We start from the raw sequence: 26274 nt of genomic DNA on the forward strand, positions 1-26274 counted from the left end.
GGTTAGTTTTACTGATGGGCGGCCTGCTGTCCGGCCCGGTCTTCGCCGAGGCGGTCCTGACGCCGGCCCAGGTGCAGGCCGCCTACCGCAGTTCGGAAGCGCAGTTGCTGGACCGCAGCGGCGCACCGTTGCAATCGTTACGCGTGGACATGAAGGTACGGCGCCTGCCGTGGGTGCCGCTGGCCGATATTTCCCCCGCCGTGCAGCAGGCCGTGCTGCTGGCGGAAGACCAGCGCTTCATGCGCCATGGCGGCGTGGATGTGTCCGCGCTGGCCACGGCCGCCTGGGACAATCTGTTTGCCAAGAAAGCCCGGGGCGCCTCGACCATCACCATGCAACTGGCGGGCCAGCTCGATGCGGACTTGCAGGCGTCCTCGGGCGGACGCAGCCTGCGCCAGAAATGGGACCAGATGCGCGCGGCGCAAGCGTTAGAATCCAGCTGGAGCAAGGCGCAGATTTTCGAGGCGTATTTGAATCTCGTATCATTCCGGGGCGAACTGCAAGGCATCGCCTCCGCCTCGTACAGCCTGTTCGGCAAGGCGCCGTCGGGCCTGAACCAGACGGACGGCATCATCCTGGCCAGCCTCGTGCGCTCGCCGAATGCGCCGCCGGCCACCGTCACGCGGCGCGCCTGCGCGCTGGCAAAGGAATGGCGCATGGACAGCAGCTGCCAGCTGATCGGCCAGCGCGTGCAGACGGCCTTGCAGCGCAATGCGCTGTATGCGGAGCTGGCGCCGGCGCCGCAAGTGGCGCAGCAACTATTGAAGCAGCCTGGCGCCCAGGTCGCCAGCACGCTCGATGGTCCGCTGCAGCGTTTCGCGCAGGAAAACCTGCGCCAGCAGCTGGGATCTTTGCGCGAGCGCAATGTCAACGACGGCGCCATCATCGTGCTCGATAACCGCAGCGGCGAGATCCTCGCCTATGTAGGCAATGCGGGCGGCAGCCACGTCGATGGCGTGATGGCCCTGCGCCAGGCCGGTTCCACCTTGAAACCGTTTTTATATGAACTGGCCATCGAGCGCCGTCTGATGACGGCCGCCTCCGTCATGGACGACTCGCCGCTGGACGTCGCCACGGCGTCGGGCATGTATGCGCCGCAAAACTACGACCGCAATTTCAAGGGCTACGTCAGCGCCCGCACCAGCCTGGCCAGTTCCCTGAACATTCCCGCCGTGCGCACGGTGCTGCTGACGGGACAGGACGGCTTTTACAACCGCCTCAAGGACGTGGGCCTGTCCAGCCTGACGGAACCGGCAGAATACTACGGCCCCTCGCTGGCGCTGGGTTCGTCGGAAGTGACCCTGCTGGAACTGGCCAACGCCTACCGCGCGCTGGCCAATGGCGGCCTGTACAGCACGGCCAGCCTGCAGCCGGGGCAGGCTGGCAAGGACCGGCGCCGCGTGATGGAGCCGGGCGCCGCCTTCATCGTCGGCGATATCCTGGCCGACCGCGCCGCGCGCAGCATGACCTTTGGCTTGCGCAACGAGCTGGGGACGAATTTCTGGAGCGCCGTCAAGACAGGCACGAGCAAGGATATGCGCGACAACTGGTGCATGGGTTACTCGGAGCGCTACACGGTGGGCGTCTGGGTGGGCAACTTCGACGGCAAGCCCATGTGGGACGTGTCGGGCGTGACGGGCGCCGCGCCCGTGTGGCGCGACGTGATGGATTATCTGCATAAGAACGTGCCCAGCCATGCGCCCAAAGCCCCGCCAGGCGTGCTGCAGCAGATGGTGGCGTACCAACCCGCACTGGAAGCGCCGCGCCGCGAATGGTTTATCTCCGGCACGGAAAGTCCCGTGATCGCCGTGCTGGGCGACACCGTGAAGCCGCCCGCCATCGTGTATCCGGCCGAGGACAGCATCCTCGCCATCGACCCCGACATCCCGCCCGCCCTGCAGCGCGTGTTCTTCCAGGCGCAAGGCAGCCACGGCTTGCGCTGGGTGCTCGACGGCAAAGATATGGGCGGTGCAGCCGAGAGCATCAGCTGGCGCCCCGTGCCGGGCAAGCATGCGCTGGCCCTCGTCGATGACGCCGGCAAGACGGTGGCGCGGGTGGCGTTCCAGGTGCGGGGGAATGCCTTGGCGCAGCTTGCCGCACAGGAAAAATAATCAGTTCGATGGATAATTCGCCGGGTCGATGGCCGGCGTGACGTAGTGCCGCAGCACATCGCCGCCGTGCGGGTGTTTTTGCGTGCGGCGCTTTTCGTCCGATGGCGGGCTGACCAGCACGATGGTCGCCTCGTCCGGATTGCGCAAATTCACCACGGCGCTGACGCCGCCATCGCGGTAGCTGCCCATCACGGCTATGGCCATCTGTACGAACAGGGTGGCCGCGCCCGTGTTGCCCAGGCGCCGGTCCGTGTCGATCCATTGCGCCACGTTGCCGCTGTCGAGTTCCGTGCCGCCATCTTCCGCATGTTTCAGCAAGGTCTTGTGCAGTGCCAGCAGCTGCGCCTGATTGCCGCCCGTGGCGGCGATGAGGCGCGCCGGTGCGGCGGGACGGTCGGTTTCCGGCAAGCTGTGCAAGGCTTGCTGCCAGCCCGCCTGCAAGGCACGTTCGCGCTGGTCGCGCCGCGTCAGCGGCTTGCCGTGTTCATCCGTCAACCTGATAAAAGTGGGCCGGTGGAGGAAGCCGAAGGTGGGCAGGCGGTCCAGCTGCGCCAGCTGTTCCTTGTTGAACGGCAGGGGAAACCAGGGCGTGGGCTGCCACTCTTTCGGCGGGTGATAAGTCTTGTGCTGGAGCCTGTCGAGCATGCTGAAGCTGCCCGTGCCGCGGATGTCGGGGCGCCGGGCGAATTGCGCGGCGACGGGCAGCCATTCGGCGATGCTGGGCTGGCGCTGCGTAAAGGCATTCGGATCTTCTTTTTTGTCTGGATGGGGCACGGCCCGCATCAATTCGTCATATGCCAGATACAGGCGCCGCGCCACGCCGTAGGTATTCAAGTCGTCGACGCTGTCTTCGGGCGGAGCGTCATCGTAGGCGAACTTGCGCACGGCATTGATGCGTTCACGCCGGGCCAGCACGAACAGGGCGGAGGCGTCGGGCATTTCGGGGATGTAGCGGCCGTCTCTTGTAAGCGGTGGCGAGTTGTCCGGGCTGTACAGGTCGCGCGTGGGCATGCTGTCCTCGGAATTGAGCACGATGTACGGTACGTCAGGGTTGGCGTCAAAAAAGGCGAACACGTCTTCCAGGATGCGGTCCGGATGTTCACTGAGGCGGCGCGGACCACTGGCGAACAGATGCCAGTGCAGGCCGGATGACGCAGCACCACCGGCCAGACCTATGGCCGGCGAGTCGGGGCTGTCCAGCATACGCGAATTAAAGATCGGCGGTTCTGCATTGAACACAGGGACGCCAAAATACATGGGAATGTCCCTCGCCCCATTTTCCAGCGTGTCGCCGCCGCGGCCACCTGCTATCCCAGCTCTTTGCATGGCATCCCAGGTATATTTTTCCTTGTCCTGTTCACGGATGCTGGCATAGGCATTACCCTGTTGCAGCGCTTCCCACAGTTTGCCCTGCCGGTATTTGTCCAGGGTGACGCCGAGACCGATCACTTCCAGCACATATTCACGCTTGTCCTGTTCGCTGGGCGCCGCCTGCTGTACTTGCGGCGTTGTGACGGCCACAGGCCTGGACGAATGCAGCCAGCGAGAACCGAGCAATGTGGCAGCTACAATGGGTGGGATCAGCAACAGCCATTGCAGGTGGCGCCATATTTTGCTGCTCATCGTGGACTCCAATAAGAAATGTGACGGACTGATCAGCAAAGACCCAAGCAGCACCAGTACGATGAGAGCGGCACCGATTGGATATCGCAAGCGTGGAAATGGGCTTTTCATTTTGGGATGTCGTCGCTTGGTTTGTGGACGACTGGCGTGACGACCGATTCGGTACGCCTGCCGTTGACTGTTTCACACACAACAGTGGATGGTAGACCCGCCTGCAAGGCAGGCACGAAGGCTGGCAACACTCCCGAGCTGTAGTAGTCGGCGTTGCCCTTAATAATGAGCTGGCGCTGCGCCGGTTCTGCCGCCAGGTAGATTGCAAATTTTTTCTTGAAGTCATTCCATCGGGGGATGGATGGTCGCACTGGATTACGGATATCGCCTTGCAAGCGCCAGTCGGCAACGGCGCACAAATATGCATAAAACTTCGGATCGCTGCTCGCCTTGCCTCTGCCTATCGCCACGTCATACGCCGTCACGTTGCGGTGGTTTTCCGCGTTGCCGATGATGGCGCCGTGGAAGGATTTGGGGCTGACCTCGTTCTGCCAGCGCTTGCGCGCCTCATTCGGGGTCTCTTCGCGGTCTACAATCAGCTTGTCGCCACTGCCCGGATGGCGCGAAACGCGGTCTATCCTGCTTTGGTCGCCCGCTTCCTTGCCCAGGTTCAGGGCTTTTTCCACCTGCTCGCGCTCGCCCGCGCCGAACATGCCGGCACCGAATTCGGGGATGCGATGCTGCTTCGGCCGCGGGTCGGCGATGATTTCCTGCTTGCGCATGCGCAAACCTTTCGTGCTGGTCACCGCGATGGCCGCATCGATGGGGTCGACTTCTTCGCACGGTCCTTGCTGGTCGCGCGGCAGCCTGGCCTGGTCGGAATCCTTCGGGAATTGCCCAGGGCGGATCTCGCCGCCGTCCAGCACGGCCGCCCTGGGCGCGCGCAGCGCTTCGCCATTGATCGTGCGCAAGCCTTCACGCCGACCTGATTCCGTTGAAAAGATATTCCATTTGCCGGGTTTGACGGGCGGCCATGGTGCCTCGGCATGGCTGCCGCGATGGCCACGATTGGCGCCGGCCACATGGGCGTGGTCGTCCTCGCCTTCCAGGCGCAGGGCGAAGTCGTGCGGCGGCTGGCCCACCAGCACCGGCCCGTTGTTCTTTCCAGTCGCGTCAAGGCGCTGTTTGCTGGTAAAGACACGCTGGTAAAATCCCTTGCCCAGTTCCGCCAGCGGTTGCCGGCGCTGGGATTCCTTTTCCCAGCAGGTGGGGCCGTCGCCCCAGATGCTTTTGTCCGTCTTGCCCTTGGTCTTGGACAGACGATGGCCGTCGATGTAGTCGGGTATGCCTTGCCAGCCGATGCCCTGCATATTGTCCAGCGCTACCGTCATATCTTCGGGGCAAAAGTACAGGTAGACCTTGCCCCGGTTGTCGCGGTCCGCTTCCGCCCGCCATGCCGCGCCCGCCATGCCATGGCAGACGGCGTGATCCTTGATCTGCGCAAAGGCGGGACTGGCATGCTTTTTTGCCACCACGCCCTGCACGATCTGCACCAGCGTCTGCAGGCGCGCATGCAGGGTCTGGCGGTTGTCGATGGCATCGTATTGCTCCTCCATCACCGCATCCCGGCCGCCGCCGAAGATGCGGCTAGTTTCCGCCGCGCCGAAGAACATCGTGGTGTCCTCCACCAGGCTGTAGGGCGGATGCGTGAGGATCAAGGTGTCGGCGGGCCGCTTGCCCTCGTCGAGCAGGAAGGCCTGCGCCAGCAGCGAGATCAAACAGCCCTGGCTGTGCGCGACGATGGAGACCACGTCGTTACTGTCGTAATCGCGGATCATGGCGATGAGGGCTGCCAGGCGCTTGGCTGCCAGCACCATGTACATGCGGCCCGGCGCCGTCATCAGGGGGCGCACGGGGTCGCCGCCCACGTCGTACGGCGAAAACAAGCCCTTGTTCCACATGTCGGGCAGGGTGTTGGTGGCATTGCCGAACGGGCCGCCGTTCTTCGACATGTCTTTGTCCAGGCGGTTGCCGTAGCGGTCCGTGTTCTGGCCGTTGACCACTTTGCTCGCGTTGCTGCGTTCGCGAAAGCCCCAGTAAAACGGGATCACGGGGCTGTACGTGGTCTCATCAGGCTGGCGCTTGAAAAATACGTCGTCCGGGTCGGCCAGGGCTTCCTTCTTGTCGGACGCCTGCGGCATGCGGTAGGCGGCTGGCATGAACACGTGGCCGCCGCCATACATGCGTGCATCGAGTCCCTGGCATAAACCCTTTTCCACGGCGCCGAAACTGGTGCCTACGTCGTTGACGCCATGGATGACGATGACGTTGCCGGGCAGCTCAGGGCGGATGCGCACGATGGCGTCCTGCATGCGGTCGCAGTGCAGCAGGGCGGTGCTCTTGCCGCTGGTGTAGGGAAGTTTGGGATACGCCATCGCCGCTCCATGCTGACCAGTCAGGACAGTGTAGAGGGGCGCGATGGCGGATTAGTTGCGCGTACGCAAACTTTGCGGGAAAGAAGGCAGCGATGCCTTAGGTGCAGGCGCTAGCGGCTGGCCGGCTTGCCCTCGGTCAGCTTGCTGTCCGCCAGCCCCGGCGCGCCCCACAACAGGCCCATCCAGATGCAGAACGACAGGCCGCGGTGCAGCGATGCGAAGCACAGGCCGAAAATCAGGCTGCGCGCGAACAGGTTCGTGTTCGGCACGTTGGCACTGTCGAGCAGAAACAGGGTGGCGACGGCGGCGACCGTCATGACGGGCAGCATGAACCACCATTTGCGTTCGATCGGCGACATGATTTCCTAGTAAGAAGTGTGTCACCGATTCCAGCGCAATATTGTCAAGGCATTTATGGTGCGCTGATAATTTTCGTCAATGCGATGCGGTACGCGGGCTGCACGTCGCCAGCCTGGTCAATCTTGTCCGTCATGATCACGCCGAAACCCTGCGCATACCACACGTATTCGCCGCTTTTGCCTTTGCTTTTGCCGCCCACGTCGTGCAGTTCGAACTTGCAGGCGTCGGGGAAGCGGCGCCCGCCCAGTTCCAGGCGTTCCCAGCCCAGGAAGGTGATCGAGAAATCGCGTTGATCGGTGCGCGTGGAGGTGGTGATCTTGTCGGACAGGCCCGCCAGCGGGTAGTGGGTGCTCGTTTGCGTGTCCGTGAATTGCACGCGCACTTCCTGGCCCGGGCGCATTTTGGCGGGGATGGCGGACTGTGGCGCGTAGACGTTCTTGCTGCGCACGGTGCCGTCTTCGTTGTAATGGACCGTGCCCGTCAGGAAGACCTGGCCGTCGCGGATGTCCTGGTAGGACGTGGCCAGCAAGACGCCGCCGTCGAGGATCAGCTGGATGCCCTTGAGTTTCTTGCCTTCGAAGACTTCCTCGACGTTGACTTGCGCGTCGCCATTGTTCTTGCTGAACTTGACACCCGTCGTCAGTTCCATGCACTCACCGACCGTCGGCGCCGCCTGTACGCTCGCGGCCGCCAATACGCCTGCCGCCACCAACACTTGCCATGCTGCTTTCATTGTCATCCCGGCTATCTTGTAAAGGCGCGATGATAGCGTGCCTTGGAGCAATGTGGCGCAGCGCTGACCCTATTTCGCAGGGGCGATGGGGATGCTGGGCACAGCGGGTGTGGACGCTGGCGGTGCCGTCGGCTTGCCGCGCCGCGTGCGCTTGTCGGTGCGCGTTTTGGCAGGCTTGCCGTCGTGGATCAGCTTGCCCTTGTTGTCGAGCTTGTCGGATTGGTCCGATTGTTGGCCCGGATCGTTGGCATTGTTGGTGTGGTTGCCCGTCTGGTTGACGTTCGTCGTCGACTGGGCTTGCACCCAGGCGCCGCCGATGGTCATCAGGGTGGCGGCCAGCAAGAGAGCGGCGGTTTTCATGGTGCGTCTTCCTGTGCAAGAGAGTGAGAGGGCGGTGGATACCGCTGTCGAGAATGCATTGTCACACGCGGACCCGTGCGCGCAAGTAGGATTACGCCTCATCCTTGTGTGGGCGTATTGCCAATGTTCAAGCCGCTCTTGCGCCGCTCGCGCGCAGGCGCAGGCGCCGGGCGCTCAGGGCATCGCGCATGCTCCATGTCAGCGATATGGCGCCCATGGCCGCCAGCCAGCTGCCGGGGCCGTCCGCAGGCAGCGCATGCACGCCCGATGGCAGGGCAAGCCAGCCGGGCAGCGCCTGCAGCAGCAGGGTGGCGATCACGCCCAGGTTGATGAACAGCAAAACGTGCAGGATCTGCTCGGGCAGGGGCAGGCGGCGCGTGCGGCCTTCCACGACCGTGTCGCGCAGCGAAACGCCGATTTCCGCCAACAGCAGCAATGCCGGCCACCAGGCCAGCCAGCCCTGCCAGGCAAACAGGCCCAGCGAGGGAAACAGCAGGCCGAAGATGGCTTCGCGCAAGCTGTGCAGGCGCTGCTCGGCCGCCGCGCCGGGACGCGACGGCAAGCGCACGAGCAACTCGTGGTTGAGCAGCACGTCAGCTCCGCCCAGCAGCCCGTGCAGAAGCAGCATGGCTTGCAGCGCCGTCATGGCCGGGGCGGGCTGCCCGCGCTTAGCGGCCCGGCGGGCGCGGCGGCACCACGCCGGTGTTGCCAGTATTGCCAGTATTGCCAGTATTGCCAGTATTGCCAGTATTGCCGGTGGTGCCAGCGTTGCCCGGCGTGCCCGTATTGCCTGTGGTACCTGTCGTGCCCGGGGGAACCGTGCCACCCGTATTGCCATTCATGTCTTGCGTGCCGCTGCGCGTGGCATTAGCTGCGGACTGGCCGGCGCTGTCAGGGGCGCCGCCACCCGAATTCGTGCCGCTGGTCGATTGCCCCGTCGTGTCATGGTTGCGCGATTTTCCCGATTTCTTCGCCTGCTTCTTGTCGTGCTTGCGCGGCTTGGCCTTGTCATTCTGGTTCACTTGCGGATTTTGCTGTGTCGCCGTGTCGGTATTGCCCGTGTTATTCGACGTGGTATTGCTATTGCCGGTCGATTGCGCCTGTGCCAGGACGGCTGCGCTGCCCAGCAGCATGGCCGCGAGCATGAATGCGGATGGTTTCATGGGAACTCCTTCGGATGAAGTGGAGTACCGATTCTGCCACGCGCGGGCTGGCCCGTAAGTAGGAATCCGCCGCCACCCGATGTGGGGGGATGGCTGGCCGTGGCGCAGGCCTTAGCGGAACTGCTCCGTCGAGATATCAAATCGCTTGAGCTTGTCGTACAGGGTTTTCTTCGGGATATTCAGCGCGGCGGCCGCATCGATGACGTTGCCATTGTGGCGGCGCAAGGCTTCCTCGATGATGGAAATCTCGAAGGTGTCGACCTGTTCCGCCAGCGACGCCTCGCGGCAGCCGGCGGGACTGAGCGTGTCGTCGAGCAGGCCCAGCACGAAGCGGTCGGCCACGTTGTGCAGTTCGCGCACATTGCCGGCCCAGCGCTGCGCCATCAGGGATGCGATCAGTTCGCCGCTGACGAGCGCGGCCGGCTGGCCATAGCGCAGCGCCGCCTGCAGCACGAAAAACTCGAATAGCAGCGGGATATCCTCGCGCCGGTTGCGCAGCGCGGGCAGCGTGAGGCTGGCCACGTTCAGGCGGTAATACAGGTCGGGCCGGAATTTCCCCTGCTCGGCCAGCACGTTCAGGTCTTCCTTGGCGGCGGCGATGACGCGGAAATTGACGGAAATGAGTTTGTTGGAACCGAGACGCTCGACTTGCCGCTCCTGCAGCACGCGCAGCAGTTTGACTTGCAGGGCCAGCGGCATGCTTTCGATTTCATCGAGGAACAGGGTGCCGCCGTTCGCGTACTCGATCTTGCCGATGCGCTGCCGCTGCGCGCCCGTGAATGCGCCTTCCTCGTGGCCGAACAGTTCCGACTCGAAGATCGATTCGGGCAGGGCGCCGCAGTTGATCGCCACGAACGGGTGGTCGCGCCGCTCGCTGAAGTCGTGCAGGCAGCGCGCGATCAGTTCCTTGCCGGTGCCCGTTTCGCCGAGGATGATGATGTCGGCCGATTTCGGCGCCAGGTTCAGCACCAGCTGGCGCACCTTGGCCATGGCCGCGCTGCGGCCCACGATGCGCGCCTCGATGCCGACGCGCTGCTCGAGCTGACGGCGCAAGTTCATGTTTTCCAGCACCAGGTGGCGTTTATCCAGGGCGCGGCGGCACACTTCCACCAGCAAGTCGGCGGAAAACGGTTTTTCGATGAAGTCGTAGGCGCCGCGACGCATGGCGCCCACGGCCATCGACACGTCGCCGTGGCCCGTGACGAGGATGACGGGCAGGCTGGCATCCTGCGCCACGGCGATATCGAGCAGTTTCAAGCCGTCGATGCCCGGCAGCTTGATATCGCTCAATAAGATGCCGGCAAATTCAGGCACCAGATAGGGCAGCGCCTCCTCGGCCGTGGCAACGGCCGTCACTTGCAGTCCCGCCAGTTCCAGCGATTGCCGCGCGCCCTTGCGCACGACGGCATCGTCTTCCACCAGCAGCACTTGCATGCCTTCAAAATTATTCTCGTGCATTCCCTATTCCTTCGTCTCTATCTTATTCTCCCCCGGGGCGCAGCTCAGGGTGATGGTAAATTGCGCGCCGCCCCCTTCCTGCGCGCTGCGGTTGCGCACGGCCAGGGCGCTGCCGGCCGCGCGCAGTATGCCAGCGCTGATCGACAATCCCAAGCCCAGCCCGTGTTCCTTGGTGGTATAGAAGGGATCGAAGATCTTGTCGAGCGAGGCCAGCGGGATGCCGGGGCCATTATCGGTGATATGCAACACGGCGAGGCCGCCTTCGCGCCGTACCTGGAACCAGATTTGCACGGGCTCGCCTTCCGGCACGGCATCCATGGCGTTCGTGATCAGGTTGGTAAATACCTGTTCCAGGCCGATGGCGTTGCACAGCACGATGATGTCGTCCTCAAGCCAGCTTTCATGCAGGGTCAGGCGCTGCGAGCCCTTGCGCGTGCGGATTTGCAGCATGGTTTGCGCAAACGCCTGGCGCACGCTGACGGGCTTGCGCGCATCGTCGCTGCGCCGCGCAAAGCCTTTCAGCTGCGAAGTCACGTAGCCGAGGCGCTTGACGAGGTCGGAAATGGTCGACAGGTTGTCGAGCGCGTCGTCGATCTGGCCGCGTGCCAAAAAGACCTTGGCATTGTCGGAAAACGTCTGCAGGGCGGCCAGCGGCTGGTTCAGCTCGTGCGTGACGCCGGCCGCCATCTGGCCGATGGCCGCCAGCTTGCCGCTTTGCACCAGTTCCGCCTGGGCGTAGCGCAAGGTTTGCTCGGCCCGCTCGCGCTCGGCCACTTCCGCCTGCAGGCGGCCGTTCGCGTGCACGAGGTCGGCCGTGCGCTGCTCGACCTTGATTTCCAGCTGTTCATAGGCACGGGCCAGCGTCTGCTGCGCATTGAGCTTGTCGGCGATGCGGCGCCGGCGCTGGCGCGCATACATCAGGGCCAGCAGCAGCAAGGCCCAGCCCAGCGCGGCGGCGATGGCCGCGTTGCGCGCCGCCTCATTCACTTGGTCGAGCTCGGCCAGCACGGTGATTTGCCATTGCAGCGGGCCCAGCACGCGGTTCACGGCCAGATAGTCCGCCTTGTCGGCATTGCCGGACAGGGCGGGGGAGTCATTCGTCTGCGGGCGTTCCAGGGTCATCACGCTGGCGCCATCGGCGAACTGGCGCTGCACCTTGTGCGGCAGGATGGGCAGATTTTCTTGCAGGAACTGGCGCTGTTCGCTGATGTCTTTCTTGGCGGCCGGCGACAAAGGCGCCAGGGTCTTGAACTTGAAGGCGGGGGTGGTGGCCAGGATGATCACGCCATTCGCATCCTTGACCCAGATCTGTTCGCCCGCGCCCGGCGTGCGCCACGATTGCTCGATCCAGTCCAGGTTGACCTTGGCGGCGACGATGCCGATGATGCGTCCGTCGCGCTGCACGGGCTGCGAAATGAAGTAGCCGGCTTCGAAGGTGGAAAAGCCGATGCCGTAGAAGCGGCCGATGCCGCCCGCGATGGCGTTCTTGAAATACGGACGGAAGCCGTAATTGACGCCCACGTAGGAGCTGCGGTCTTGCCAGTTGCTCGATGCCAGGGTCGTGCCCTTGTCGTCGAGCACGTAGACGGCAAAGGCGCCCGCGCGGCGGTTCATGTCGACCAGGTAGGCGTTGATCTGCGTGACTTTGTCGGCGCTGGGCTGCTCCAGCAATTGCGCCACGGCATCGCTCTGGGCCACGGCCAGGGGCAGGAATTCGTATTTGTTCAGGGCGCCGCCGATGGACGCCGCATACAGTTCCGCGCGCGAATCTAGCGTGCGGTGCAATTCATCGAGCTGGCGCTGCTTGACCCAGGCATACGACACCCACGTCAGCACGACCAGCGAGCCCACGGCCAGCAGGGGGGCAAGCAGCTGTCTCAGGGGCCATTTGCCGAATGCCATGGTGCTCCGTGTGTATGTTTATGCCCGTGTGTGGTCAATCTGGGGTCAGACCCGCCGGGTCTGACCCCATTACTTAGTCTGCCGTACTTGCCATCGTCTCCGCATTATGATGCCTTTGTTGCTCTTCCATCACCATCTCGCCCAGCATGCGTTTCAGGCGGTTGAACTCGGGGTCGCTCGGGTCGCGCGGGCGGGGCAGGTTGATGGCCACGTCGCGCTTGATGGTGCCGGGACGGTAGGTCATGACGATGGTGCGGTCGGCCAGGTAGATCGATTCCTCGATCGAGTGCGTGACAAACACGATGGTGGTGCCGAAGACTTTCCAGATTTTCAGCAACTCATCTTGCAGGTTGCGCCGCGTCAAGGCATCGAGCGCGCCGAACGGTTCATCCATCAGCATGATCGGCGAATCGAGGGCCAGCACGCGGGCAATCGCCACGCGCTGGCGCATGCCGCCGGACAAGTCTTTCGGGTAGCGGGCACGGAATTCCGTCAAGCCCAGCATGCTCAGCAGCATGTCGACCCGTTCCTTGATCTCGGCCGGCGTCTTGCCGGCGATTTCCAGGCCGAAAGCGATATTGCTTTCAATCGTCATCCATGGGAACAGCGCGTATTCCTGGAACACCATGCCGCGGTCGGGGCCGGGTTCGGTGATCAGCTTGCCGCCGGCCAGGATCTGGCCCGACGTCGGCTGCGAAAAACCGGCGATGGCGTTGAGCAAGGTCGACTTGCCGCAGCCGGACGGCCCCAGCAGGCAGATGAACTCGCCGCTGGCGATTTCCAGGTTGATGTCCTTCAGGGCGATGACGTCCGCGCCGCCCGTGGTGAAGATTTTATTGACTGCATTGATATTGATCGTGGTCATGGCCGTTCCTCTCAGTGTTCCAGGCCGCGGTGCCACTGCAGCAAATGATTATTCAGGGCATTCATGGCCATGTCGATGGCCAGGCCGAACAGGCCGATGGTAAACATGCCGGCGATAATCTTGTCAGACCAGAAATACTCGCGCGCTTCCAGGATGCGGAAACCAAGGCCGCTATTGACGGCGATCATTTCGGCCACGATCACGACGATGAAGGCCGTGCCCATGCCGATGCGCGCGCCGGCCAGGATATACGGCGTGGCGGCCGGCAGGATGACGCGGCGGAACATGGTCATCTGGCTGGCGCCCAGGTTGCGCGCGGCGCGAATATAAATGCCGTCGACCTGGCGCACGCCGGCGATGGTATTCATCAGCACGGGGAAGAAGGAACCGATGCTGATCAGGAAGAAGGCGGGCGGGTTGCCCAGGCCGAACCACAAAATGGCCAGCGGAATGTAGGCGATCGGCGGAATCGGGCGCAGCACCTGCACCAGCGGGTCGAACAGTTTATAGATGGTCTTGTTGGTACCCATCAGCAAGCCAAGCGGCAAGGCCAGGCCGGCGCCGATGGCGAAGCCGCCCAGCACGCGCGACAGGCTGGCCCAGGCGTCGTGCGGCAATTCGCCGGAGAACATCCACACCAGGTAGTTGCCCGCTTCGGGCGTGTACGCTTGCATCGGCATCAGGTATTCATACCACTTCACCAGCACGGCCACGGGCGAGGGCAGGATTTGCGGGTTGATCCAGCCGAAGGTCGACATGGCTTGCCAAAGAAGCAATGCAGCAGCGGGCACGGCGGCGCCGTGCGCGAAGCGTTTCATCATTTGCATATTCATTGTGATACTTTCAGATTAGCGTGGCCGTGGTTAGCGTGGGACATAGGACTTCTTGGCTTTTTCCAGCAGGTCCAGCTTGACCCAATCCTTGGCGGCAGGCGCCTTGGCCATGCGGCCCACGCCGAATTTCACCATGTAGTCGGTGGTCAGCTGCACGTGGCTTTGCGTGATGTCTTCCGTGAAGATGGCGTTGTCGATGGCATCGCGGTAATCCTCGGTCGTGATCTGGTTCTTGAACATCGATTCGCGCACGTATTTTTCCGCCAGTTTCGGGTCGGCCAAAAACGCCCGCGTGGCGGCGACGAAGCAATCCATGAAGCGCTGGGCCACGGCCGGCTTTTCCTTGTACATCTTTTCCGTCATCACGAGGGCGCGCACGGGCTCGCCCAGCGGCGTGTCATACGGTTTGATGATGGCCGCGCCGTACTTCTTGTGGATGGCCTGCGTCGAGTACGGTTCGGACTGGCTCATGACGTCGATATCCTTGGTCAGCAGCGCCTGGTTCAGGTCAGGGTAGCCCATGTACAGGATCTGCACGTCCTTGCCCGGCTTGTCGGACCAGGTCAGCTTGGCCTTGGTCAATTCGGCAAACAGCAGGATTTCCTGCGGGCCGCCGCGCGTGACGCCGACTTTCTTGCCTTTCAGGCCAGCAATATCCTTGATGTTCAGGTCGGGACGCCCGACGATTTGCACGCCGCCCTTGGCGAAGCCGCCCACCAGGTACACGGGCAAGCCCGTGGCGCGGCCCGTGATGGCCGCTTCCAGCGCGCTGGCGGACACGTCGATTTCGCCGGCGATCATGGCCGGCACGATGTCGAGGCCCTTGGCGAAGATGCGTTCCTCAATTTTCAGGTCGTATTTCGGCGCGATTTCCTTCATGTAGGCGACGGCGCCGTAATGGGCGAATTTCAGATTGCCCAGGCGGACCAGGTCGGCCGCATGGACGGCCAGCGGGAATTGCGCGGCCAGTGCGACGGCCACGGCCAGTGCCTTGGTGTTCAGGAAGGACGAGATGCGGAAGGTGCGTGCCATGCTGTTGTCTCCAAAAAAAGGTAGATGGTTTTTATATTGGGTAAGGCTGCCGCTCTGGTGGCGGTTATGAAAATATAAAAGCATCTTCCGTGCCAGTGGAGCGCATTTTGGCGTTTATTGCAAGTGATTGTTTATAAAGGTTTAATTTGAATCTATTGAAAATGGGAAATGACGAGATTCCGTCTTTCCGCACGGCGAAGGGAAAGACTGTGCGGATTGCCGCATTTTGATTGGCTGGTCCGGTGCCGGCTTGCGGTGCCGCATGCCGGTGAACCTTCAGGGCGCGGCCGACTCCAATCGTAAAAAAACGCGTTGCAAACAGGCTGGCAACGCGTAACTCCCCCGTGGAGTAGGGGCGGCGCCGCAGGTGCGCCTGATCGGTCGCCTTTGGCGGGCCTTATTTCGGCGCCGTGGCGGGCGGCAGGGCCGGCGCGGTGGCCGGATCGGTCAGCGGGGCAGGCGGCGTCGTGCTGCCCGGGCCCGTTTCCGGCGCGGCTGGCGTGACGGGAGGGGGCATCACTTGTGGGGCGGAAGCAGGGTTGGGCGCCGTTTCAGGCAGCGGTGCTTCGGCCGGTTTTTTGCAGGCGGACAAGGTGATCAGGGCGGCGGCGGCCAGCAGAGTAGGCATGTTCATGATGGTTCCTTTGCAAAGTATCAAGATTGGCGCGATGCGGACGGCGGGTGCCGCGCGCGAAGCTTGAATTTATTGCAAGAATGCCGACGCTTCTGTTCGCTATTTCACTTTGTGCGCGCATCGAGGCACAGCGGTTTAAATGTCTTTTATAGATGCCTCAAGAGAAATAATTCAGCAAGGCAATATTTTTCACTTTCTTGCTTCTAATGTTCGTTAACGCACAGACCAGTGCGGAGCAGGATGGCATTCTGTGCCCAGACGCTCAGGATTCGTGGTGTTCTGGTATAAAAATTGCCAAGAACTTAACAATCCGGGCTACCGGCAATCGTTTAAAAGGAGTATTCAAATGCATGCAATGACTCAGTCTCACGTGAAGAGCGAATTAAAGGCAGCGCACCAGGAACTTCGTAGCCCCGAAAAAGGCTCGCAAATGGTCGAACGCGCAGCACCTATCCCCCCGGAACGCATGAATCCTATTTCCATGGCACCGATCGAGCGCGTGCGCTCGACGTCGGCCACCCTGCGCCGCATCGAAAACATGCAAAAACTGATCGGCGAATTGTCGCTGCACGAGATGCTGGCTGACGAAATCGCCTGGTTCCTCAAGTTTTCGCCATCGGGCGCCCGCAAATACATCCGCGACCTGCGTGAAGCGGGCGTGATCGAACTGGCCCGCTACATCGAAGGCACCGCCACCTACCTGGGCAAGGCAGTGTACCAGCTGACGCCGGATCCCGAGCGCGTGCGCGCCTTCCTGGCCGCCATCGTCCAGCCGAAACGCGAAGGCGCGCCACCGCGCAAGGACCGTCCCGGCTTGCGCGAGCAAAGCATGGCCGGCAGCGGCCGCCACTTCCACATCCTGGCCGATGACACGCATTACGCCATCCGCGTCAACCGCGGTCCCGTGACGCGCGATCCGCTGGTCGCCGCCCTGTTTGGCGCGCCACAGCAAAAATCGGCTGAATAAACCTTGCGCCTGGCAGGCCGCTTGACGGCCGGCAGGCGTGGTTTGTGGTTCGTATGATCAGACACATGTCGAAAGCCGGGTGACAACCCGGCTTTTGGCGTTGGGGCAAGCCCTTTGAGCTTGGCGGATTGAAAAGATATTAATCAACCCCATGTGGGCTGGACTGCTGCCCGCAACGCGCGGGTTCACTTGAAGGAGCTTGTCCTTGTCTGCCTACGCCGCCCTGTTATCGTTCCCGCCATTGCGCTGCCTGAAACGGGCCGCCGCATGAACCCGCTGCTATGGATCGCCCTCGTCACGGCCGCCATCGTCTTTTCATTATGGTTCCCCCGCTGGCGCTTGAAGCGGGCCCTGTCCAGGCCCTTGCCGCCCGAAGGCCTGGCCGTGTTGGAAAAGAATATCCCCGTGTATCCGCGCATGCCGGCCCCGCTGCAGCAGCAGTTGCGCCGTCTGGTCGTGCAATTCCTGTACCAGAAGAAATTCGTCGGTTGCGGCGGCCTGGAGATCACGGACGAGATGCGTTACACGATTGCCGGCCAGGCGTGTTTGCTGCTGCTCAATCGCCAGACCCAGGTGTATCCGGAACTCGACACCATCCTCGTGTATCCCACGGAATTCATCGTTACGCGCGATGAAGTGGGGCCGGGCGGCGTCGTCACGCCATCGGCCAATGGTTTATTGGGCGAATCCTGGGGCGATGGCCGCGTGGTGCTGGCCTGGGACCACGTGCAGCGCGGTGCGGCCGACTGGACCGATGGCCACAACGTCGTGCTGCATGAATTCGCCCACCAGCTCGACAGCGAATCGGGCGCCGCGAATGGCGCGCCCTACCTGCCCAGCGTGTCGAGCTACCGCAGCTGGGCCACCGTGTTGTCGCGCGACTTCGACAACCTGCGCCACGATGCCATCTATCAGCAGCACAGCGTGATGGACCACTACGGCGCCACGAATCCCGCCGAATTCTTTGCCGTGGCGACGGAAACCTTCTTTGAAAAGCCATACCAGATGGCCGAGCACCACGAAGAGCTGTACGCGCAATTCTTGCAGTACTACAAGGTCGATCCGCGTGACTGGATGGCGCCGCCCGTGGAAGCCGAACACATGGCCTCGCCGTTTCCCAATTACGCGCCCTACTGGTAGGCGGCAGCGCCTTACATGATTTACTCATAAGCAAGGCTGAAAAGATTCCTTTTTGGAAATAATAACGTTGCGGTCTAATGGCGGCATTCGTTATCCACCAGAGGAATCCCATGCAGACCCGCCTTCATTTCGCCGCGCTTCTTTTCACTTCCATCGCTTTCACGCAAGTGGCGCAAGCGGACCAGCTGGCCGCCATCAAGGCGAAGGGCGAACTGATCTGCGGTACCTTGGGCACGGACGAGCCGAACAGTTTCATCGATGCCAAGTCGCGCCAGCTGGTCGGCTATGAAGTGGACCTGTGCCGCGCCATCGCCCAGGGCCTGGGCGTCAAGCCCGTAATCAAGCAGCTGGCCGTGGCCGCCCGCATTCCCGAACTGCAGCAGGGCCGCATCGATATCCTGACGGCGTCCTTGACGCACAACAAGGAACGCGAAGCGCTCGTCGATTTTTCGCTGTCCACGTTTTACACGGGCCAGCGCGTGCTGGTCAAAAAAAGCAGCAATATCACGACGGTCGCTGGCCTGGCCGGCAAGAAAGTGCTGACCGTCAAGGGCGGCACGCAGGAACCGAATATCCGCAAGGCCGTGCCCGGCGTGGACGTGGTGACGTTCGAGACGGCGGGCCAGGCTTATCTGGGCTTGCAGCAAGGTAAGGGCGTTGGCTATGTCGACGATGAAGTCTCCTTGCTGAACAATTACGCCAAGCTGGGCGCCGCGCAAAACGATTACCTTGTGCTGCCGCAAAACATCAGTCAGGAAGTGTTTGCCTTCGGCATCCGCAAGGGCGAGACGGGCGTGAAAACAGCCGTCGACCAGGTGCTGCGCGGACTGGAAAAATCGGGCGAGGCGGAAAAACTGTTCTTCAAATGGTATGGCCCGACGAGCAACGTCAAGTTTCAAAAACGGACCTTCAAGATTGAGTCGGACAAGATTGACGCCTGAGCAAACCTACTGCGCGGCGCGCTTTGCGGCCTGCGATGCTCACCGTGCTCCAGCACGGTTGCGCTTCTCAGCCACAAATCACTGCCGCTCGCTACGGTTTTCTTAGGCATCAATGATATTTCACCATCATGTTCCAATTTGATCTGACCTTTTTGCTGTCCGGCGACTACCGCGACTGGTTGTTGTCCGGCTTGCTGCTGTCCTTGCAACTGATGGGCATCACCTTGCTCTTGTCTTTGCCGCTGGCCTGCGGCGTGGCCATGCTGCGGCTGGCCCCGTCGCGCCTGCTCAATGGCCTGGGCGCCGCGTATGTCGAGCTGATCCGCAACGTGCCCTTGCTGGCCCACTTCCTGTTCTGGTATTTCGGCGCGCCCGAATTGCTGCCCGATGCGTGGAAGGAGCGTTTGTATGCCGGCAATATCGAAGCCGCCAGCGCCGTCACGGCCCTGACTTTATATACGGCCGCCTACATGGCGGAAGACATCCGCAGCGGCATCCGCGTCATACCCGCCCAGCAATTCGAGGCGGGCCGGGCGCTGGGTTTCAGTTTTCTTGCCACCATGCGCCTGTGCATCTTGCCGCAGGCGCTGCGGCTGGCCGCGCCGCCGCTGCTGTCGCAAACCCTGACCCTGTGGCAAAACACCAGCATCGCCACCGTCATCGGCGTGGCCGAGCTGATGTACCAGACGCAGCGCGTGGAAGCGGCCTCGTTCCGCAGCGTCGATGCCTTCGTCTTCGCCAGCGCGGCCTACCTGGCCGTCTCGCTGCTGATCGCCGGCCTGGCGGCCTTGCTGCAAAAGAAGGTGTCCTGATGCTGGAACTCATCCATGATTACTGGCTGTATTTTCTCGTGGGCCGCTATCCCGAGGGGCCGCTGGGCGGGCTGGCGCTGACGGTCGTGCTGGCCAGCCTGGCGCTGTTGCTGAGCCTGCCGTTCGGCCTGCTGCTGGGCCTGGCGCGCCTGAGTCCCTGGCGGCTGCTGCGCTGGCCCGTCGCCGCGCTGATCCACGTGGTGCGGGGCATCCCCTTGCTGCTGGTGATTTTCTGGGCGTATTTCTTCCTGCCCAGCATCACGGGACATGAAAGCGGGCAATTCGGTACCATGCTGGCCGCCCTCGTCATCTTCGACGGCATTTATCTGGCGGAAATTGTGCGCGCCGGCGTGCAAGCCGTGCCGCGCGGGCAGGTGGAGGCGGCCCGCTCGCTGGGCCTGAATTATCTGGACAGCATGCGCTCGGTGGTGCTGCCGCAGGCGCTGCGCCACATGCTGCCCTCGCTGGTCAACCAGTTCGTCTCGACCATCAAGGAAACCTCTCTCGGGTACATCATCGGCCTGGCCGAGGTGTCGTTCATCGCTTCGCAAGTGAACGGCCTCGTGCTGACCAAGCCCGTGCAAGTGTATTTCCTGCTGGGCATGACGTATTTTGTCTTGTGTTTCAGCCTGTCGCGCGCCGCCTTCTGGCTCGAGCGGCGCCAGGCGCGTCTCCTGAAAGCGGCAGCATGATTACCTTTGACAACGTCAACAAATACTATGGCGACTATCACGCCTTGCGCGAGATCAATGAACACGTGGCCAAGGGCGAGGTGCTGGTCGTGTGCGGGCCGTCCGGCTCCGGCAAGTCGACCCTGATCCGCACCATCAACCGCCTGGAGCCGATCGCCTCAGGGCGCATCGCGGTGGCGGGCCAGGATATCCACGCGCCGGGGCTGGATGTGAATGCCTTCCGCTCGCATATCGGTTTTGTGTTCCAGCAATTCAACCTGTTTCCCCATTTATCCGTGCTGGACAATTGCGCGCTGGCGCCGCAGCGCTTGCGCGGCCTCACCCGGCGCGAAGCCGAGGAGCGCGCGCTGGCCCTGCTGGAGCGGGTGGGGCTGGCGCACAAGGCGCGCGCCATGCCGGCGGCCTTGTCGGGCGGGCAGCAGCAGCGGGTGGCGATTGCCCGCGCGCTGGCCATGCAGCCGCCGCTGATGCTGTTCGACGAGCCGACCAGCGCGCTGGACCCGGAAATGGTGGGCGAGGTGCTGCAAGTGATGCGCGACCTGGCGCATGGCGGCATGACGATGGTGTGCGTGACGCACGAGATGGGTTTCGCGCGCGAAGTGGCGGACCGCGTCTGGTTCATGGACCACGGGCAAGTGCTGGAACGGGCCACGCCCGACGAATTCTTTGCGCGGCCGCAACATGTGCGCGCACAGCAATTCCTGTCCGATATCCGCAGCCCATATGGGGCACCGGCCTGAGGATTTCTGGGCTGTGTGCGCAAGCGAACGGTCTGTTGGCGTTGTCCGGCGCACGCTATCGGAGTGGCGCACGGGGCGCCCGCAGCCGACCAGGAGGGCCGTATCATGTCACGCATCATCGCAGGTCATTTTCAGTTGCAGGAGCAGATAGACGCCGCGCGCGCCGCCCTGAACCAGGCGGGTTTTCCTGACAGCCGCATCAGCGCCTTCTTTGTCAACCAGCCGGGCCAGCATGATTTGCATGCGCTCGGCGGCGACCGCGACGTCTCGCCGGGCGCCAAGGAGACGCCGGAAGGCGTGGTCGAGGGCGTGGCCGTCGGTGCCGCCGTCGGTGCCGGCATCGGCGCGGCCACCACCCTGGCGACGGGGCCGCTGGGGCCGGTGGTGGGCGCGCTGGTGGGCGCCCATGTGGGCTCACTCTACAGTTTCAACAAGATGAAGGAGGCGGGCGAGCCCGAGAAACATGGCGAAAACCACCGCCAGCCCCGCCATCCGGGCATGCTGATCGCCGTGGCGCTGGGCGGCCTCGAAGAGCGCGAACGGGCGCTCGAGACACTGCACCGGCTGGGCGCCGAGCATATCGAGGAAGCGGAAGGCACGATCGCCAATGGCGACTGGCATGACTTCGATCCGCTCAGCATTCCCGTGCTGGTGGCGTGAATCGGCGCCTTTGTGGTGCCATATGCATAAATTCCGCGCTGCACGAAATTTAGGTATGATCCTTGTTAGTATGAGTAATTATTGGTAAACAATGCCGACAGGGATAGTTTCCGCGCGCCCGAAGTGACACTGGACCAAGGTGACTGCCCGTAGTACTTGCCTCGCATGCTAACGAGTATGGATAGGAGGGCGCGTCATGACACAGGCATGGTTCATTCTGACACGGGCCGATGGGCGCGACATCTGCGCGCCCTCACCGGCACAGCTGGCCGATGCGCTGGCCGAGGTGTACCGCGGCGGCGCCGTCACGCCGGATGGCAGCCCGGCCGCCGTCTTGTTGCGCTTTGGCTACGACGATGGCTTGATGTATCAGGTCGAAGTCGCTAGCGGAGGCGAAGTCACTTTCGAGGAATGGTCGGACCGCGATTGCGAAATCGCCCTGGCCAGTCCGCGCCACATGTCGGCCCTGCCGCAGGACGACGCGCTGCAGCTGTGGCAGTGGCTGGCGCAGCGCCAGGTGGCAAAGATCCGCAGCCAGCCCTGGCAGGGCGGCTAGCCCGACCGTTTTAGCAAAGGCCTAGTGCGCCATCAGCACGGGGATCGTCATGCTCTGCAGAATCGTGCGCGTGACGCCGCCCAGGATGGTTTCGCGCAGGCGCGAATGGCCATACGCTCCCATCACCAGCAAGTCGACCGACAGGTCGGCGGCCTGCGACAGCAGCGCCTCGCCGATATCGCCGCGCCGCACGCCACCCCCATCGAGCAAATGCAGCCGCGCTTCCACGCCGTGGCGCGCCAGGTAGTGCACCAGTTCCGCGCCCGGCTGTTCGCCGTGCTCGGCCGCATGCACCTTGGCGTCGAAGATGGCCACGTGGACTTGCCCGGCCCGCTGCAGCAGGGGCAGGGCGGCGGTCACGGCGCGGCTCGCTTCCTTGCTGGCGTTCCAGGAAATGAGCACATTGCGCGCCGCTGCCGGCGGCGCCAGCAGGGGCAGCGGCGGCGCATACGGCACGATCAGCACGGGCCGGCCCGAATGCAGCAGCACATAGGCGGGAAAGTCGCGCATCACGGACGGCGATTTATCCTTGGCATTGTATTGGCTGATGACGACCAGGTCCGCATAGCGGGCCAGCAGGCTGATGCCGCCCGCCGCTTCGTCGTCGACGACGCGCTGTTCGAACGAGGCGACGCCTGCCGCGCGCACCTGTTGCTCGAAACCGTCGAGGGCGCGCGTGGCGCGGTCGCGCAGGAAATTCAGATGCAAGCTCAGGTTCGGGTCCGCATCGAGGTCGGGCTGGTGCTGGTACAGCAGGCGCGACACGCCCGTCAGCGCCACGCCCGTCAGGTGGCCGCCGCACGCCTGGGCGATGCTGGCCGCCGCTTCGATGCGGGCGGCGCGCCCGGCGCTGTCGTCGATGTGGAGCAATACGGTCTTGTACGTCATGGCCTGTCCTCTCGCTGTGCAGTAGCGGCCATTCTGGCACAGTCCGGGGCGCCGGCCGCGCACGACTGCATCCAGGCTGGGCACTTGATCTGGCGCAAGGCTGGCAATAAAAACTGCTCCTACACTTGATGCCACGCAGAACAACCATAACAAGCGGGGAGAGACAGTCATGAAGGAACAAAAGGTAGCGCTGGTCACGGGCGGCATGGGCGGCCTGGGCACGGCCTTGTGCCGGCGCCTGCATGCGGCGGGCTTTGCCGTCGTGGCGGCGCATACGCCGGGCAACACGCGGGTGGAAAGCTGGCTCGACGAGCAGCAGGCGCAGCAGTATTATTTTCACCCGCTGGCCCTCGACGTGACGGACTTTGCTGCCTGCAGCGAAGCCGTCGGCAAGGTGCTGGCGCAGTTCGGCCGCATCGATGTGCTGGTCAATAACGCCGGCATCACGCGCGACCAGAGCATGCGCAAGATGGAGTTGCCGCACTGGTCCGAGGTGATGCGGACCAATCTCGACAGCCTGTTCAACATGAGCAAGCAGGTGCTGGAACCCATGCTGGAAAAGAAATGGGGACGCATCATCAATATCTCGTCCGTCAATGGCCAGAAGGGCGCGTTTGGCCAGTGCAACTACGCGGCCGCCAAGGCCGGTGTGCATGGCTTCAGCAAGGCGCTGGCACTGGAAGTGGCGCGCCACGGCATCACCGTCAACACCGTGTCGCCCGGCTACCTGCGCACGCAGATGGTGACGGCCGTGCCGGCCGATATCCTGGAAACGAAGATCCTGCCGCAAATCCCCCTGGGCCGCCTGGGCGAGCCGGACGAGGTGGCGGCCCTGGTCGCTTACCTGGCGTCCGACGAGGCGGCATTCGTCACGGGGGCAAACATCGCCATCAATGGCGGACAGCACATGAGTTAAGCAAGCGTACAGCTTGCATAGAGGCAATGGCAGTAGAGGAGACCCATCCACCCAGCCGGCGCATAGACGCTGGCGGAGGACGGCAGGCAGCATGGTAATTACGCTGGAAAACAGGGGGCAGGGCAGCGATGCCTTGCCCTTTGTTGTCGTGCCGCCGTTAAGCTAGGGTCATGGTATGGCGCGCCGTGCCTTTTCCAGCCGGGTCTGGCAATCGATGCACAGGCGCGCTTCGGGGCGGGCGTTCAGGCGCGACAGGCCGATGGCTTCGCCGCAGTTGTCGCACAGGCCGTAGCTGCCGTCGGCAAACTTCGCCAGCGCGTGCTTGATGATGGCCAGTTGCGCCTGATTGTGCTCGGCCGCTTCGCTGACGAGGGCGTTCAAGGTGCGCACGCTGGCGTTGTCGGCCGGCGAGGCTTCGATTTCATTGAGCAGCGAGGCGCGCGCGTCCGCTTCGGCCGCTTCGTTCTCTATCTGTTCCAGCAACGCCAGCTTGCGTTGCTCCAGCACGCCTTGCAGGCGCTGTAGCTGGTCTTGCGGCAATCCATTCATGGCTGTCCCCGATAGGAGTCTCTCCTCTATGGTAGTCCAGGATGGGCGCTTCTGCTTGCGCTACTACCCGCGCCGCGTTTGACGCGGCGCAGGCAGGCGCGGGCCGTTCTATGCTGGCTCTTTCAGGCAGTTTACCATCCAGGCCACGCCGAACTGGTCTTTCAGCATGCCGAAGCGTTTGGCCCAAAACGTTTCTTCCATGGGCATCTGGATGGCGCCGTCACGCGCCAGCGCGGCGAAGGCCCGTTCCGCCTCCTCCGGCGTGTCGACGGTCAGGCAGATCGAGCTGCCGCTCATGCCCTTGGCGCCCTCGTCGCAGCCGCCGTCCGAGCCCATCAGCATGGTGGGACCCAGCTGCACGGAGCCGTGCATGATCTTGTCATACCAGTCTTCCTTGACTTGCTCCTGCATCGGCGTGCCGCGATACGGCATCAGGCACAGGTCTGTGCCATGCAGGTGCTGCCGGTAGTATTCCAGCGCTTGCGCGCAGTTTCCATTGAATTGCAAATACGGTTCGATACGCATGTTGGTCTCCTCTGGCAATCGCCCCGCAGGCACGATTGCCAGGCGGGGACGTCCCAGTATAGGCGCTCGCCGGCCGATTTCAATCAGTCCGGCGCCATCTCTTGCAGCCGCTCACGCACCTTGCCCAGGGTGCTGAGGATGCGCTCGGGATTGCCGGCCAGGACGGCACTGCCCAGATGTAACAAACTCGTCGACAGGCTGATCCAGTGCCGCACATCGTCGTTGCGGGCGATGCGCAGGCGCACCGTGTCGAGCAGGCCGCTGAGCTGGCGCTGCGCCGTTTCCAGGCCCATTACCGTATGGCCGGCAGCATCGGCATACAGCTGGTTGGCTTGCTGGCGCAAGGCTACTTCCAGGGCGAAGACGGCTTGTGCCTGGCTGTGGCTAATGCCGTTTTCTCCCTGGCTGGCGCGCTTGCGGATGGCGCGCATGACGGCGCCGTGCAAGGTGACGGCCGCCTGCGACAGGCTGTCGGCCAGTTGCTCGACGCGCATGGCGCTGCTGAGAGCCGCTTCGCGGCGTTCGCTGCCGCTGCTCCTGCCTACCGATCCGTCCATCTTGCCTCCGTGGTGGTGAGGGCGGCGGCCAGCTGTGCGTGGTCGCGCGCCAGTGCCGCCAGTTGCCGGCGCGCCAGCGTGTGGCGCAGGCCAAGCAGCCGGTATTCTTCGGTTTTGCTTTGCTGCATGGTTTTCGCCAGCACGGCCAGCAGGCGCTGCTGCGGCGTGTCAGCAAACGCGATTTCCACGTCGAGCAAGCCGAGCACCATGTCGCGCTCGTTGTCGCCGCTTTTGTCGTACAGCGCCAGCAAGCTGTCGAGCGCGGCCAGCAGGGCTTGCAGCGGCGCGTCGCCGTCGTGCAGCACTTGCGCCAGGTGCGCCTGCTGGCTGGCCGCGCCGCCCAGGCGCGACAGTTGCTGCAGCAACAGGGTGTAGGCGCTGACATGACGGTCGTCGATGCCGCTGCCGGGCCAGGCGCGGATGGCGGCGCCGGCGCCGGCCAGTTCCGGCTGCACGTCGTACGCATCGGCATTCGCCAGCCGGCCCAGCGCCTGCAGATACAGGCGCACGGCCTGCGCCAGGCGCGCGACGTCCGCTTGCGCGGCGCGGCGCTGCGCATCGAGCAGGCGCTCGCGCGCGTCTTCGGCGGGCGACAGATAGGGGCGGGCGCGCTGGTAGCTGTCCACGTGGCGCTGCGACAGTTCGCCGAAGGCCGTCAAGGCATCGGTGCCGGCGGCCAGGGCGCGCACTTGCGCCAGGTCGGTGCGCGCACTGGCGCAGCCGCACAGCACGACGGCCAGGAAGAGGCTCAGGTACAGGTTGAGGCAATAGGCGCGGCGATGGCGGGCGGGCAGGGTGGACACGTCACCTCTCGACAGGAAATACTGTATG

General features: G+C 63.4%; 28 protein-coding genes. 10 read left to right on the top strand and 18 right to left on the bottom strand.

Features of this window, described 5'->3' with window-relative positions; all coding sequences use genetic code 11:
• Positions 1 to 14 precede the first annotated feature (14 nt).
• Positions 15 to 2111, top strand: a complete 2097-nt coding sequence (gene pbpC / locus IGS60_RS19625; RefSeq protein WP_230505964.1) for a penicillin-binding protein 1C — start codon at positions 15 to 17, stop codon at positions 2109 to 2111.
• Here pbpC and IGS60_RS19630 read toward each other — a convergent pair whose 3' ends face one another.
• From IGS60_RS19630 to IGS60_RS19690, 13 genes are all read right to left on the bottom strand, one after another.
• Positions 2112 to 3734, bottom strand: a complete 1623-nt coding sequence (locus IGS60_RS19630) for a DUF2875 family protein (protein ID WP_230505899.1) — start codon at positions 3732 to 3734, stop codon at positions 2112 to 2114.
• A 107-nt stretch (positions 3735 to 3841) separates the two neighbouring features.
• Complete coding sequence (locus IGS60_RS19635; protein ID WP_230505900.1) at positions 3842 to 6160, bottom strand: DUF3274 domain-containing protein; 2319 nt, start codon at positions 6158 to 6160, stop codon at positions 3842 to 3844.
• A gap of 110 nt (positions 6161 to 6270) precedes the next feature.
• Positions 6271 to 6519 (bottom strand): hypothetical protein, encoded by a 249-nt coding sequence (locus IGS60_RS19640; protein WP_070224926.1) that lies wholly within the window; start codon positions 6517 to 6519, stop codon positions 6271 to 6273.
• Positions 6520 to 6572: 53 nt separating this feature from the next.
• Positions 6573 to 7253: a hypothetical protein gene (locus IGS60_RS19645; RefSeq protein ID WP_230505901.1), complete on the bottom strand. Its 681-nt coding sequence runs from the start codon at positions 7251 to 7253 to the stop codon at positions 6573 to 6575.
• A gap of 69 nt (positions 7254 to 7322) precedes the next feature.
• On the bottom strand, positions 7323 to 7613 hold the full coding sequence (locus tag IGS60_RS19650) for a hypothetical protein (RefSeq protein ID WP_230505902.1): 291 nt from the start codon (positions 7611 to 7613) through the stop codon (positions 7323 to 7325).
• A gap of 127 nt (positions 7614 to 7740) precedes the next feature.
• The gene (locus IGS60_RS19655; protein WP_230505903.1) at positions 7741 to 8241 is read right to left on the bottom strand and encodes a hypothetical protein; all 501 of its coding nucleotides are present in this window, start codon (positions 8239 to 8241) and stop codon (positions 7741 to 7743) included.
• Between the two features lie 40 nt (positions 8242 to 8281).
• The gene (locus tag IGS60_RS19660; RefSeq protein ID WP_230505904.1) at positions 8282 to 8776 is read right to left on the bottom strand and encodes a hypothetical protein; all 495 of its coding nucleotides are present in this window, start codon (positions 8774 to 8776) and stop codon (positions 8282 to 8284) included.
• A gap of 111 nt (positions 8777 to 8887) precedes the next feature.
• Positions 8888 to 10234: a sigma-54 dependent transcriptional regulator gene (locus tag IGS60_RS19665; RefSeq protein WP_230505905.1), complete on the bottom strand. Its 1347-nt coding sequence runs from the start codon at positions 10232 to 10234 to the stop codon at positions 8888 to 8890.
• A 3-nt stretch (positions 10235 to 10237) separates the two neighbouring features.
• Entirely contained in the window at positions 10238 to 12136 is a 1899-nt protein-coding gene (locus tag IGS60_RS19670) for an ATP-binding protein (protein WP_230505906.1), read from the bottom strand.
• 73 nt (positions 12137 to 12209) lie between these two features.
• The gene (locus IGS60_RS19675; RefSeq protein WP_230505907.1) at positions 12210 to 13001 is read right to left on the bottom strand and encodes an ABC transporter ATP-binding protein; all 792 of its coding nucleotides are present in this window, start codon (positions 12999 to 13001) and stop codon (positions 12210 to 12212) included.
• 11 nt (positions 13002 to 13012) lie between these two features.
• Positions 13013 to 13834 carry an ABC transporter permease gene (locus tag IGS60_RS19680; protein ID WP_070224934.1) on the bottom strand — a complete coding sequence of 274 codons (822 nt, stop codon included), beginning with the start codon at positions 13832 to 13834 and terminating at the stop codon, positions 13013 to 13015.
• Between the two features lie 30 nt (positions 13835 to 13864).
• Positions 13865 to 14866 (bottom strand): ABC transporter substrate-binding protein, encoded by a 1002-nt coding sequence (locus IGS60_RS19685; RefSeq protein ID WP_070224935.1) that lies wholly within the window; start codon positions 14864 to 14866, stop codon positions 13865 to 13867.
• Between the two features lie 397 nt (positions 14867 to 15263).
• The gene (locus IGS60_RS19690; RefSeq protein ID WP_070224936.1) at positions 15264 to 15500 is read right to left on the bottom strand and encodes a hypothetical protein; all 237 of its coding nucleotides are present in this window, start codon (positions 15498 to 15500) and stop codon (positions 15264 to 15266) included.
• A gap of 466 nt (positions 15501 to 15966) precedes the next feature.
• Here IGS60_RS19690 and IGS60_RS19695 point away from each other — a divergent pair, with 466 nt between their 5' ends.
• From IGS60_RS19695 to IGS60_RS19730, 8 genes are all read left to right on the top strand, one after another.
• On the top strand, positions 15967 to 16467 hold the full coding sequence (locus tag IGS60_RS19695; protein ID WP_223278908.1) for a winged helix-turn-helix domain-containing protein: 501 nt from the start codon (positions 15967 to 15969) through the stop codon (positions 16465 to 16467).
• 267 nt (positions 16468 to 16734) lie between these two features.
• A complete protein-coding gene (locus IGS60_RS19700; RefSeq protein ID WP_070312958.1) occupies positions 16735 to 17607 on the top strand; it encodes a zinc-dependent peptidase in 873 nt (290 codons plus the stop codon).
• A gap of 110 nt (positions 17608 to 17717) precedes the next feature.
• Positions 17718 to 18548, top strand: coding sequence for a transporter substrate-binding domain-containing protein (locus IGS60_RS19705; RefSeq protein WP_230505908.1), 831 nt, complete (start codon positions 17718 to 17720; stop codon positions 18546 to 18548).
• 128 nt (positions 18549 to 18676) lie between these two features.
• Positions 18677 to 19360, top strand: a complete 684-nt coding sequence (locus IGS60_RS19710; protein ID WP_230505909.1) for an amino acid ABC transporter permease — start codon at positions 18677 to 18679, stop codon at positions 19358 to 19360.
• On the top strand, positions 19360 to 20052 hold the full coding sequence (locus tag IGS60_RS19715; protein WP_230505910.1) for an amino acid ABC transporter permease: 693 nt from the start codon (positions 19360 to 19362) through the stop codon (positions 20050 to 20052). The genes IGS60_RS19710 and IGS60_RS19715 overlap by 1 nt, the downstream gene beginning before the upstream one ends.
• A complete protein-coding gene (locus IGS60_RS19720; protein ID WP_230505911.1) occupies positions 20049 to 20792 on the top strand; it encodes an amino acid ABC transporter ATP-binding protein in 744 nt (247 codons plus the stop codon). The genes IGS60_RS19715 and IGS60_RS19720 overlap by 4 nt, the downstream gene beginning before the upstream one ends.
• A gap of 105 nt (positions 20793 to 20897) precedes the next feature.
• Positions 20898 to 21452: a glycine zipper domain-containing protein gene (locus IGS60_RS19725; protein ID WP_070224942.1), complete on the top strand. Its 555-nt coding sequence runs from the start codon at positions 20898 to 20900 to the stop codon at positions 21450 to 21452.
• Between the two features lie 196 nt (positions 21453 to 21648).
• Entirely contained in the window at positions 21649 to 22008 is a 360-nt protein-coding gene (locus IGS60_RS19730) for a hypothetical protein (protein WP_070224943.1), read from the top strand.
• A gap of 21 nt (positions 22009 to 22029) precedes the next feature.
• Here IGS60_RS19730 and IGS60_RS19735 read toward each other — a convergent pair whose 3' ends face one another.
• The gene (locus IGS60_RS19735; RefSeq protein WP_230505912.1) at positions 22030 to 22896 is read right to left on the bottom strand and encodes a universal stress protein; all 867 of its coding nucleotides are present in this window, start codon (positions 22894 to 22896) and stop codon (positions 22030 to 22032) included.
• 169 nt (positions 22897 to 23065) lie between these two features.
• On the opposite strand from IGS60_RS19735, the gene phbB reads away from it, so the two are divergent.
• Positions 23066 to 23812: an acetoacetyl-CoA reductase gene (gene phbB, locus IGS60_RS19740; protein ID WP_070224945.1), complete on the top strand. Its 747-nt coding sequence runs from the start codon at positions 23066 to 23068 to the stop codon at positions 23810 to 23812.
• Positions 23813 to 23980: 168 nt separating this feature from the next.
• Here the strand turns inward: phbB and IGS60_RS19745 are convergent, their stop codons facing one another.
• The 4 genes from IGS60_RS19745 to IGS60_RS19760 form a co-directional block, all read right to left on the bottom strand.
• Entirely contained in the window at positions 23981 to 24361 is a 381-nt protein-coding gene (locus IGS60_RS19745) for a TraR/DksA family transcriptional regulator (protein ID WP_070291327.1), read from the bottom strand.
• Positions 24362 to 24469: 108 nt separating this feature from the next.
• Positions 24470 to 24886: a VOC family protein gene (locus tag IGS60_RS19750; RefSeq protein WP_070224947.1), complete on the bottom strand. Its 417-nt coding sequence runs from the start codon at positions 24884 to 24886 to the stop codon at positions 24470 to 24472.
• A gap of 83 nt (positions 24887 to 24969) precedes the next feature.
• Complete coding sequence (locus IGS60_RS19755; protein WP_083287293.1) at positions 24970 to 25443, bottom strand: hypothetical protein; 474 nt, start codon at positions 25441 to 25443, stop codon at positions 24970 to 24972.
• Positions 25428 to 26246, bottom strand: a complete 819-nt coding sequence (locus IGS60_RS19760; RefSeq protein WP_230505913.1) for a hypothetical protein — start codon at positions 26244 to 26246, stop codon at positions 25428 to 25430. Before IGS60_RS19760 ends, IGS60_RS19755 begins: the two co-directional genes overlap by 16 nt.
• Positions 26247 to 26274 lie beyond the last annotated feature (28 nt).

It is taken from the genome of Janthinobacterium sp. FW305-128, assembly GCF_020858135.1.
Classification (GTDB): domain Bacteria; phylum Pseudomonadota; class Gammaproteobacteria; order Burkholderiales; family Burkholderiaceae_D; genus Janthinobacterium.